8 protein-coding genes are annotated in these 11037 nt (G+C 64.7%); 1 reads left to right on the top strand and 7 read right to left on the bottom strand.

The window, feature by feature from the left end:
* The first annotated feature begins 443 nt into the window (after positions 1-443).
* A complete protein-coding gene (locus tag VEA80_RS17625; RefSeq protein ID WP_325062091.1) occupies positions 444-2660 on the top strand; it encodes an adenosylcobalamin-dependent ribonucleoside-diphosphate reductase in 2217 nt (738 codons plus the stop codon).
* A 5-nt stretch (positions 2661-2665) separates the two neighbouring features.
* On the opposite strand, the gene VEA80_RS17620 is transcribed toward VEA80_RS17625, so the two are convergent.
* Genes VEA80_RS17620 through VEA80_RS17590 form a run of 7 tightly spaced genes read right to left on the bottom strand, consistent with a single transcriptional unit; the run spans position 2666 to position 11023 of the window.
* A complete protein-coding gene (locus tag VEA80_RS17620) occupies positions 2666-3217 on the bottom strand; it encodes a hemerythrin domain-containing protein (protein WP_325062090.1) in 552 nt (183 codons plus the stop codon).
* On the bottom strand, positions 3214-3513 hold the full coding sequence (locus VEA80_RS17615; RefSeq protein ID WP_325062089.1) for a hypothetical protein: 300 nt from the start codon (positions 3511-3513) through the stop codon (positions 3214-3216). The genes VEA80_RS17620 and VEA80_RS17615 overlap by 4 nt, the downstream gene beginning before the upstream one ends.
* Positions 3510-4394: a peptidylprolyl isomerase gene (locus VEA80_RS17610; protein WP_325062088.1), complete on the bottom strand. Its 885-nt coding sequence runs from the start codon at positions 4392-4394 to the stop codon at positions 3510-3512. Before VEA80_RS17610 ends, VEA80_RS17615 begins: the two co-directional genes overlap by 4 nt.
* On the bottom strand, positions 4391-5095 hold the full coding sequence (narI, locus tag VEA80_RS17605; RefSeq protein WP_325062087.1) for a respiratory nitrate reductase subunit gamma: 705 nt from the start codon (positions 5093-5095) through the stop codon (positions 4391-4393). Before narI ends, VEA80_RS17610 begins: the two co-directional genes overlap by 4 nt.
* A gap of 2 nt (positions 5096-5097) precedes the next feature.
* Positions 5098-5772 carry a nitrate reductase molybdenum cofactor assembly chaperone gene (narJ, locus tag VEA80_RS17600; protein WP_325062086.1) on the bottom strand — a complete coding sequence of 225 codons (675 nt, stop codon included), beginning with the start codon at positions 5770-5772 and terminating at the stop codon, positions 5098-5100.
* Between the two features lie 2 nt (positions 5773-5774).
* A complete protein-coding gene (gene narH, locus VEA80_RS17595; RefSeq protein ID WP_325062085.1) occupies positions 5775-7295 on the bottom strand; it encodes a nitrate reductase subunit beta in 1521 nt (506 codons plus the stop codon).
* Positions 7295-11023, bottom strand: coding sequence for a nitrate reductase subunit alpha (locus tag VEA80_RS17590; protein ID WP_325062084.1), 3729 nt, complete (start codon positions 11021-11023; stop codon positions 7295-7297). Before VEA80_RS17590 ends, narH begins: the two co-directional genes overlap by 1 nt.
* Between the last annotated feature and the right edge of the window lie 14 nt (positions 11024-11037).

Genomic DNA, 11037 nt, shown 5'->3' with positions numbered 1-11037 from the left:
GCAAAGCAGAGGTGAAGCCCGCCGAACATGAAAAGGCGGGAAGACGCACCGGAACGTCGTCGAACGCGACATCCGCACGCCGTCGGCCGAGCCGCCTCCCAGGGTGAAACATCCCTGGCGACGGCGCCGGCGAATAACGATTACGGGACGCGGCGCGCCGCGTTCACTCCGCGCTCCTTCGCCGGAGCGCACGTCAGAACGTGACGCGCCGCGTCCCGCTCTCCGTTTTTCCGATCGCAAGATCAACAAGCATGGCGCGCGCCCGCGCAACGGCGCGAAAGGAGATGCTTGCGCCAATCACCGCTTGAGCAACATCAAGTCGAACATTGATGCGTTGCAAGTTCTGCGGTGCGTTGTCGCTTACGAACGCAATTTACCTCTCCGTTACGCACGACTCATGGAGAGTGGCGCGCGATCAAAACGAACACCATATGGAGTGAGTAATGCCGTTCGACGCCACCATCTCTGGGGAAATCTGGAATACGAAATATCGCTTCCAGCATGACGGCGGCGGCGACGACAGCGTCGAACAGACTTGGGCGCGCGTGGCCGACGCCGTCGCCGCCGCCGAGCCCGCGCGCATGCGCTCACGCTGGCGCACGCGCTTCGAAGACGCGCTCACCGACTTCAAATTCCTGCCCGCCGGCCGCATCCTCGCCGGCGCCGGCACCGGCCGCTCCGTCACCTTGTTCAACTGCTTCGTCATGGGGACGATCCCGGACAATCTGAACGGCATCTTCGAACATCTGCGCGAAGCGGCGCTGACGATGCAGCAAGGCGGCGGCGTCGGCATGGACTTCTCGACCATCCGCCCCGTCGGCGCGCCCGTCCGCGGCGTCGGCGCGCAGGCCTCGGGCCCGCTCTCGTTCATGGATGCATGGGATTCGATGTGCCGCACCGTGATGTCCGCGGGCCAGCGCCGCGGCGCCATGATGGCGTGTCTGCGCATCGACCATCCGGACATCGAAGCCTTCATCGACGCCAAGCGCGATCCCGCGCGCCTGCGCAACTTCAACGTCTCGGCGTTGGTAACCGACGCGTTCATGGCCGCGCTCGCGGCCGATCAAGACTGGCCGCTGCAATTCGGCGGCGTCGTCTATCGCACCGTGAAGGCGCGCGATCTTTGGGCCAAGCTCATGCGCGCGACCTATGACGTCGCCGAGCCCGGCGTGCTCTTCATCGACCGCATCAACTCGGCCAACAATCTTGCGTATTGCGAAACGCTCTCGGCCACCAATCCGTGCGGTGAGCAACCCCTTCCGCCCTATGGCGCCTGCCTACTCGGCTCGATCAATCTCTCCCGTCTCGTCGAACGGCCCTTCGAGGACGGCGCGGCGATCAACGAAGACTCGCTCACGCGGCTGACCGCCACGGCCGTCCGCCTGCTCGACAACGTCGTCGACATTTCGCGTTATCCGTTGCCCGAGCAGGAGGCGGAGGCCAAAGCGAAGCGGCGCATCGGCCTCGGCGTCACCGGCCTTGCCGATGCGCTCATCTTCTGCGGCGCGCGCTACGGCGCGGAAGACGGCCTCGCCCTGACCCGCAAGTGGCTGCGCACGATCCGCGACGCCGCCTACCGCGCCTCTGCCGAGCTCGCGGCCGAGAAAGGCGCCTTCCCGGCCTACGATCGCGCCATGCTCGATCGGCCGATGCTGGCCTCGCTCGATCCTGATCTGCGCGCGCTCATCGAGACGCACGGGCTTCGCAACGGCTGCCTCACCACCATCGCGCCCACCGGCACGATTTCGCTGCTCGCCGGCAACACCTCTTCCGGCATCGAGCCGGTGTTCGCGTTCAGCTACAAGCGCAAGCGCCGCCAGCCGGACAATTCCTACCTCGAGGAGCCGGTGGAGGATTACGCCTACGCCCTCTGGCGGCGCATGAAGGGCGAAGCGCCCGTTCCCGAGCACAGCTTCGTCAGCGCTCAGACGCTGACGCCGGCGCACCATTTGGCGATGCAGGCGGCGGCGCAGGAATTCATCGACAGCTCGATCTCGAAGACGATCAACTGCCCGGAGGGGATCACCTTCGAAGACTTCGCGGACATCTACGTCCACGCATTCGACATGGGCTGCAAAGGCTGCACCACCTATCGCCCGAACAGCGTCACCGGCTCCATCTTGTCGGTCGGCGAAAGCGCCCCGGCCGAGCCGCCCAAGCCGAAGGAGCCCACTTTGACCGCACGGCCTGAGACGCTCATCGGCAGCACTTACAAAGTGAAATGGCCGGAGAGCGAACACGCCCTCTACGTCACCATCAATGACATCGAAGAGGACGGCCGCCTGCGTCCATTCGAGATCTTCATCAACTCCAAGAATATGGAGCACTACGCCTGGACGCTGGCGCTGACGCGGATGATCTCGGCGGTCTTCCGCCGCGGCGGCGACGTCGCCTTTGTGGCCGAGGAGCTGAAAGCGGTGTTCGACCCACGCGGCGGCGCTTGGCTCGGCGGGCGCTACGTGCCTTCATTGCTGGCGGCGATCGGCGACGTCATCCAGCGCCATATGGATCGCGACGCCGTCGGCGCCGTCGTGGCCGCGCATGAATCCAAGCCTACGCAAACCAAACCACGCGCCTGCCCCAAATGCGGCGCGGCGGCTCTCGTTCGCTCTGAGGGCTGCGACAAGTGCCTGGAGTGCGGCCACTCCAAGTGCGGCTGAGCGGGCTACTCGTCAGGCGCCGTCAAACGGCGGCGCCTGGCGAGAAAGCGCTGGCTCAGATTCTCCAGGTCTCCGGCATTCAATCGCCGCCGCGCCAAGGGTACGATGACCGCGTTTTCCAAAGTCAGGTGCCGACGCTCGTTCTCGGCGAAAGCGATCAATGCCGCCGCGCCGCCTTCGATCGCGGCAGGCGGCTTGCGCAGGATGAGGCACGCGTTGAGCATGTCGCGCACGTTCGCCGACAAGACTTTGTCTTCCGCGTGTTCCGCGGAGAGCCGCGCCAAGACATCTTCGACGTCATCCTCCGCGTGGCACCGCTTGCGCAGCAACGGAAAGAAATCTTCCTCCTCGTCGATCACATGCAGCGTAAGATCGAACCGGATATAATCGAGCAAAGAGGTGATCCGCGCCGCGTCGAATTCATCGTCCTCGGCGAGGCGCTCCAGCGCCTTGCACATGCGTCTGTGGTTGAGGTGCTCCGCGAGGATGAACTCGATCGGATCGTGCGGCGTGACGGCCCGCGCCGCATCCGAACGTTCCGTTGCGCGCGCGGTCATGCGACTGCCTCCAAGCGAATGCGGAACGCCGTCATCTTGCCCACACAGGCCGCGCCCGGATCTGCCGCGTCGCGCGCCGCCGACAGCATGTCGGCCCAGGATTCCTCGTCGGCTTCAGCCAGGAAATCCGCCACTGCGATGCGCAGAAACTGCGCCGCGCTCTCGCCGCGCCGCGCCGATTCCGTGCGGACGCGCTCCGCGAGCTTTGCATCCGCGGCGTCGAGCCAAAGCTGCAATTCGGCGCTGGACGTGCGCCCAAGCTGCAGAATGTCGCCAAGCACGAAGCTCCGGGTCACGACTCGCCTCCAAAGCTCAGCGACAAGCCCTCGATCTCCGCGTTCGCAGCCAGATCGGCCACATAGCGCGCCGCCGCCGCAGCCCAAGCGCGCTGGGCGAGCATAGCGCGAATGTGGCCAATGACAGCGTCGAACGGGAGCAATTGCTCCGGAACCAGCCGATCGAGACGAACCACGTGCCAACCGTGACGCGTGCGCACCGGGACCGGTCCAATCTGGTCGGGCTGCAACGAGAGCAGTGCGTCTTCGATCTCGGGCGCGAGGTCGCCGCGCTGCAGCTGGCCCAACGAGCCGCCCTGTCCGGCCGTCGGGCACGCCGAATGCGCGCGCGCCAGATCGGCGAAGCGGCTGTCGGCGCTCAACGCAGCAATGGCGGCGACGGCTTCATCGTGCGCCCTGGCCCACGCCGCATCGTCGCCGCCCTTCGGCGCGAACAGGATGTGCGAAGCCTCGTAGAGAGCGGCCGCGGTGAAGCGGCCCGGCGCACTCTCATAGACACGGCGGCATTCCGCCTCGCTCGGTTGGGCCGGGCGAACCTCCGCTTCGAACACGCCTCGGATCAGGGCCTCCGTATCCGTCTCAGTGCGCCCCCTCTCATCGGTCGCGGCCGCCGGCGCGAGGCCGAGTTCGCGCGCCCGCAGCAGCAGCAGTTCGCGGATGACGAGCGCACGCGCCGCCGCGGCGCGTGCTTCCGGACCGGACGCGGCCTTGTGGTTCTGCGCCTCCCGCGCGATCTCCGCCTCGGCGATTTCGGCGCCGTTGACGAAAATCGGCGGCGCATTGTGCGTGCGACGCGCCGCCGGGATCGGCCCGTGGCCGCAGCCGGAGAACGCTTCCGCTTGCGGCTCGTCCGGGATGGTGCGGATCAGCGTGTGCTTCATTGCGCGCTCCTTGCGGCGAGCTTCTTCGACCGCACGATCTGCCAGCCGCGGCGATTGAGATACCAGACGGGCGCCGAGAGAATGTGCACCAGCCGGGTGAACGGGAAGACGAGCAAAATCGTCAGCCCGAGCGTCAGGTGCGCTTTGAAGATCCAGTGCACGTCAGCCACGTGGTCCGCCACACCGGCGCGGAAGGTGAAGATGCCCTGCGCCCAGTTCATGAATTTCACCATCTCTTCGCCGTCACGATGTTCGAGCGAGATCGGAATGGTGGCGAGGCCGAGACAAAGCTGCGCCATCAGCAGAATGAGGATCGCTGTGTCGCCGAAGCTGGATGTCGCGCGAATGCGCGCGTCGAACAGCCTGCGGTGCAACAGCAAGCAGCCGCCGACCAGGCACATCGCCCCGGCCGCGCCGCCGGCGACGATCGCCAGCATCTGCTTGGCGCCGTGCGACACACCCAGCGTGTCCCACACTACGATCGGCGTCAGCAGGCCGACGAAATGCCCGGCGAAGATCGCCAGCACGCCGAGGTGGAACAGCACCGAGCCGAGCACGAGCTGCTTGCGGCGCAGCAGCTGCGACGAACCGGTGCGCCACGTGTACTGCTCGCGATCGAACCGAAGCACGGAGCCGATCACCAACACGGCAAGCGCGACGTACGGGTAGAAGCCGAACAGAGCTTGATTGAGCCAGTCCATGATCACGCCACCTCTTGCTTCATCCGCGACAGGACCGCCGCCTTGGGGCAGTCGACCTTGTCCGGCCCGAACGTCACTTGCTCCTCCGCCCAGGCGCGATCGAGCGCTTCCAGGTCGTCGGGATTGTCTTCCGGCTCCTGCAGCAGCGCCTTCAGCGCTTCCGGGTTGCGGTACGCTTCCACGATCGCGACGAGCGCATCGAATACGCGCGCATAGATCGACTCGCGCTTGTTCAAGCGCTCGCGCAGCGCTTCGAGCACATGCGCGGCTTGCCCCAGCAGCGCCGCCGCTTCGTCCGCCGGCCGCTGCGAGAGAAACTCCAGGAACACCGGCAGGTGATCCGGCAGCTCCTTGGCCGTCAGCTCGAGCCCATGCGACGAATAGAGCTTCAGCAACTCCACCATGGCCTGGCCGCGGTCGCGGCTTTCGCCATGCACGTGCTCGTACAGCTGCAGCGAGAGCGAACGCGTGCGGTCGAACAAGTCGACGTAACGCGCTTGCGTCTCATAGAGGTCGCCGGACTCCAAATCTTCCGCCAACGACCGCAGCCTGGAAACGATCGGCGCCGGCACGAGCAGCTCGCTCGACAGCGCCTCCATCACCGCCGGCATCAAGGCTGCGGTCTCTTCGGTCGGATAGCTCAGCAGGACGGCGAGCGCACGATAAGTCTGGGCCATCTTCAAGCCTCCATCGGGTTCTTGGCGGTGCGCTTCTTGACCGGGCCGAACAGCCCAAGCTCGGTGCGGCCGCCGGACGCCTCATTGCCGAAGCTGAAGCCGCACGAGCCGCGCAGGCCGTAGGCGTCTTCTGCGCCCTCGCGGTGCGAGGTCGGAATGACGAAACGGTCTTCGTAATTGGCGATCGCCATCACCTGGTACATTTCCTCGATCGCTTCGGCCGTGAGGTCGACGCGCGAGGCGACGCCGTGATCGATGACGCCGTCGATGGTCTTGGCCCGCATGTAGGCGCGCATCGCCAGCATGCGTTCGAGCGCGGCGACGACCGGCGCCTCTTCGCCGGCCGTCAGCATGTTGGCGAGGTACTGCACCGGAATGCGCAGGCTCTTCACGTCCGGCATGACGCCGTCATGCTCGATGGCGCCGAGTTCGGCCGCCGATTGGATCGGCGACAGCGGCGGCACGTACCAGACCATCGGCAGAGTGCGATATTCCGGGTGCAGCGGGAACGCGACACGCCAGTCGATCGCCATTTTATAAACTGGACTGCGCTTGGCCGCCTCGATCCAGGCGTCCGGCACGCCGTCGGCGCGCGCCTGCGCGACCACGGCCGGGTCGTTCGGATCGAGAAAGATTTCGAGCTGCTTCTCGTAGAGGTCCTTCTCGTCGGCCGTCGCCACTTCTTCGATTCGATCCGCGTCGTAGAGAATGACGCCCAGATAGCGGATGCGGCCGACGCAGGTCTCCGAACACACGGTCGGCTGACCGGACTCGATGCGCGGGTAGCAGAAGGTGCACTTCTCGGATTTGCCGCTCGACCAGTTGTAATAGATCTTCTTATAGGGGCAGGCCGAGACGCACATGCGCCAGCCGCGGCACTTGTCCTGGTCAATCAGGACGATGCCATCTTCCTCGCGCTTGTAGATGGCGCCGGACGGACACGCCGAAACGCACGCCGGATTGAGGCAGTGCTCGCACAGGCGCGGCAGATACATGAGGAAGGTGTTCTCGAACTGGCCGTAGATCTCCTTCTGCACGTTCTCGAAGTTCGCATCCTTCGAGCGCTTGTCGAACTCGCCGCCCAGGATTTCTTCCCAATTCGGACCCCATTCGATTTTCTGCATGCGCTCGCCGCTGATCTTGGAGCGCGGACGCGCGGTCGGAAACGCCTGCATCTCCGGCGCCGTCTGCAGATGCGCGTAGTCGAAATCGAACGGCTCATAATAGTCGTCGATCTCGGGCAGGTCCGGGTTGGCGAAGATCTTCGCCAGGATCCGCCACTTCGGCCCCATGCGCGGCTCGAGCTTGCCGCTCTTGGTGCGCACCCAGCCGCCATTCCAGCGCTTCTGGTTTTCCCAGTCGCGCGGATAGCCTACGCCGGGTTTCGACTCGACGTTGTTGAACCAGGCGTATTCGACGCCTTCTCGGTTCGTCCAAACGTTCTTGCAGGTGACCGAACAGGTGTGACACCCGATGCATTTGTCGAGGTTCAGCACCATGCCGATTTGAGCACGGACTTTCATCAGCGGCCCTCCGTCTCGGTGAGCGGCTTGTCCAGCCAATCGACCTTCTTCATTTTTCTCATGATCACGAACTCGTCGCGGTTGGAGCCCACCGTGCCGTAATAGTTGAAGCCATACGCCAGCTGGACGTAGCCGCCGATCATGTGCGTGGGCTTCAGCACGGTGCGGGTGACTGAATTGTGGATGCCGCCACGGAGCTTGGTTGTCTCCGCGCCCGGCACGTTCACGATCTTCTCTTGCGCGTGATACATGAGAGCCATGCCCTCACGCACGCGCTGCGAGACGACCGCACGGGCGGTCAAAGCGCCGTTCGAGTTGAAGCACTCGATCCAGTCGTTGTCCTCGATCCCGGCGCGCTTGGCGTCCTTCTCCGACACCCAAACTACAGGACCGCCACGGTTCAGCGTCAGCATCAGGAGGTTGTCCGAATAGGTGGAGTGTATGCCCCATTTCTGGTGCGGCGTGATCCAATTGAGAACGATCTCCTTCTCGCCGTTGGACCTCACGTTGTGCAGCGGCTCGATCGTTTTCAGATCGACTGGCGGCTTGTAGACGCACAGGCCCTCGCCGAACGCGCGCATCCAGAGGTGATCCTGGTAGAGCTGCTGACGGCCGGTCAGCGTCCGCCACGGGATCAGCTCGTGCACGTTGGTGTAGCCGGCGTTGTAGCAGACCTTCTCACTCTCGATGCCGGACCAAATCGGAGACGAGATGATCTTGCGCGGTTGCGAGACGATGTCGCGGAAGCGGATCTTCTCGTCTTCCTTCGGCAGCGCGAGGTGCGCGTGTTCACGCCCCGTCTGCTTCGTCAGCGACTCCCAAGACTTCACGGCGACCTCGCCGTTGGTTTCGGGCGCCAGCATCAGGATGGTCTCGCAGGCGTCGATCTCGGTTTCGATCTTCGGCAAGCCCTTGGTCGGGCCATCCGCGACCGCGCCGTTGAGCTGCTTCAGCGCTTCGATCTCGTGGTCCGTGTTCCACGCGAGACCCTTGCCGCCGTTGCCGACCTTGCTCATCAACGGGCCAAGCGAGGTGAACCGGCGATAGAGGTTCGGATAATCGCGCTCGACAACGCTGATCTGCGGGCCGGTCTTGCCGGGGATCAGATCGCACTCGCCCTTCCACCAATCCTGCACATCGAACGGCTGCGCCATTTCGCCGGCGCTGTCGTGCTGGATCGGGGTGAGCACCACGTCCTTTTCGACGCCCAGCACTTCCGGGCAGACGTTGGAGAACGCCTTGGCGATCGCCTTGAAGATGTCCCAATCCGACTTGCACTCCCAAACCGGGTCCACCGCCGCGGTGAGCGGGTGGATGAAGGGGTGCATGTCAGACGTGTTGAGGTCGTTCTTCTCGTACCAGGTCGCCGTCGGCAGAACGATGTCGGAGTAGACCGCCGTCGTCGACATGCGGAAGTCGATAGTGACGAGCAGGTCGAGCTTGCCTTCCGGTCCTTCTTCGCGCCACGTGACGTCCACCGGCTTGCGCCGCCCGGTTTCGCCGAGGTCCTTGCCCATCACGCCGTTCTGCGTGCCGAGGAAGTGCTTCAGAAAATACTCGTGGCCCTTGCCGGACGAGCCCAAGATGTTCGAGCGCCACACGAACATGTTGCGCGGCCAGTTGTCCGGATGGTCCGGGTCCATGCAGCTCATCTCGAGCCGCTTCGACTCCAATTGCTCAACCACATATTCGCGCGGATCGAGACCGGCCTTCGACGCCTCCGCGGCGAGGTCAAGCGAGTTGCGCTTCAGCGCCGGCGCCGACGGCAGCCAGCCCATGCGCTCGGCCTTGGCGTTGTAGTCGATGAAGGTCGCGCCCCAATCGCCTTCCGGCGCAGTCGGCGAGAGGATTTCCTTCACGTCCAGCGTTTCGTAGCGCCACTGATCGGTGTGAGCGTAGAAAAAGCTGGTCGAGTTCTGCTGCCGCGGCGGACGCGACCAATCGAGCGCGAACGCGAGCGGCGCCCAGCCGGTTTGCGGACGCAGCTTCTCCTGGCCCACATAGTGCGACCAGCCGCCGCCGGATTGGCCGATGCAGCCGCACATCGCGAGGAGATTGATCACCCCGCGATAATTCATGTCCATGTGATACCAGTGGTTCATCGCGGCGCCGATGATCACCATCGACTTGCCGTTGGTCTTCTCGGCGTTGGCGGCGAAGCCGCGCGCGACGGCGATGGTTTGCTCGCGCGGGACCGATGTCACCATCTCCGCCCAGGCCGGCGTGTAGGGCTCGAGATCGTCATAGCTCGACGGCATGTGCTCGCCGCCGAAACCCTGGTCGACGCCGTAATTGGCGAGAAAGAGATCGTAGACCGAGGCGACGAGGGTCTCGCCGTCCTTCAGCGCGAGGCGCTTTACCGGAATGCGCCGCATCAGCGTGTCCGGGTGATCGGTGGACGCAAAGCCGTTCGAGGCGGTGTTGGCGAAGTACGGGAACAGCACTTCCGCGACGTCGTCATGCGCGCCTTTGAGGCCGACGCGCAGCTTCACTTCGGCGCCGTCCGCGGTCTTCTCTTCCAGATTCCACTTGCCTTGCTCGCCCCAGCGGAAACCGATCGAGCCGGTCGGCACCACCGGATTGCCGGTGGCCTCGTCGATGCCGATCGTTTTCCACTCGGGATTGTTGTCCTGCGCCAGCTTGTCGTCGAAGTCGGACGCACGCAGCAGCCGCTCCGGCACGTAGCGGTCGCCTTGCTTCACCAGCCGCACCAGCAGCGGCATGTCGGTGTACCGGCGGACGTAGTCCTTGAAGTACGGCACCTCGCGATCGCGATGGAATTCGGTGAGCACGACGTGACCCATCGCCATCGCCAGCGCAGCGTCCGTGCCCTGCTTCACCGAGATCCAGAGGTCGGCGAACTTCGACGCTTCCGAATAGTCCGGGCAGATGACGACGGACTTCGCGCCCTTGTAGCGGACTTCGGTATAGAAGTGCGCGTCGGGCGTGCGGGTCTGCGGCACGTTCGAGCCCCAGACCAGGATGAAGCCGGAATTGTACCAATCGGCCGATTCCGGCACGTCGGTCTGCTCACCCCAGGTCTGAGGCGAAGCCGGCGGCAGGTCGCAGTACCAATCGTAGAACGAGCCGCACACGCCGCCGAGCAGCTGCAGATAGCGCGCGCCGGCCGCGTACGAGATCATCGACATGGCCGGGATCGGCGAAAAGCCGAATACGCGGTCGGGGCCGTGCTCTTTCACGGTGTAGGCGTTGGCCGCGCCGATCAGCTCCGTGACTTCATCCCAGGTCGAGCGCACCAAGCCGCCGCCGCCGCGCTTGGCGGTGTACGACTTGCGCTTCTGCGGGTTCTGAACGATCGACGCCCACGCTTGCACCGGCGTCATGGTCTTGCGCGCTTGGCGCCACAGCTTCAGCAACCGGCCGCGGACCATCGGGTACTTCACCCGGTTGCCTGAGTAGAGATACCACGAATACGACGCTCCACGCGCGCAGCCGCGCGGCTCGTGGTTCGGCAGATCGGGCCGGGTGCGCGGATAATCGGTCTGCTGCGTCTCCCAGGTTACGATCCCGCCCTTGACGTAAATCTTCCAGGAGCAAGAGCCGGTGCAGTTCACGCCGTGCGTGGAGCGCACGATCTTGTCGTGCTGCCAACGGCGCCGGTACGCTTCTTCCCAGGAGCGATCCTCGTCGTTCATCACGCCGTGACCGTTGGAATAGAGTTCGGTCTTGCGGGTGAAGAAGGCGAGACGGTCGAGTGTGTGACTCATTTGCTTTGCATTCC

It is taken from the genome of Vitreimonas sp., assembly GCF_035627415.1.
GTDB lineage: Bacteria > Pseudomonadota > Alphaproteobacteria > Caulobacterales > Aquidulcibacteraceae > Vitreimonas.
The sequence above is the reverse complement of the archived record's forward strand: the minus strand, read 5'-3'. Positions and strand labels throughout refer to the sequence as shown.

Bases quoted from the DNA above. Each gene is read 5' to 3' on its own strand.
- narI (WP_325062087.1), bottom strand. From the start codon at position 5,095: ATGGACTGGCTCAATCAAGCTCTGTTCGGCTTCTACCCGTACGTCGCG.
- VEA80_RS17610 (WP_325062088.1), bottom strand. From the start codon at position 4,394: ATGAAGCACACGCTGATCCGCACCATCCCGGACGAGCCGCAAGCGGAA.
- VEA80_RS17625 (WP_325062091.1), top strand. From the start codon at position 444: ATGCCGTTCGACGCCACCATCTCTGGGGAAATCTGGAATACGAAATAT.
- VEA80_RS17590 (WP_325062084.1), bottom strand. From the start codon at position 11,023: ATGAGTCACACACTCGACCGTCTCGCCTTCTTCACCCGCAAGACCGAA.
- VEA80_RS17620 (WP_325062090.1), bottom strand. From the start codon at position 3,217: ATGACCGCGCGCGCAACGGAACGTTCGGATGCGGCGCGGGCCGTCACG.
- narJ (WP_325062086.1), bottom strand. From the start codon at position 5,772: ATGGCCCAGACTTATCGTGCGCTCGCCGTCCTGCTGAGCTATCCGACC.
- narH (WP_325062085.1), bottom strand. From the start codon at position 7,295: ATGAAAGTCCGTGCTCAAATCGGCATGGTGCTGAACCTCGACAAATGC.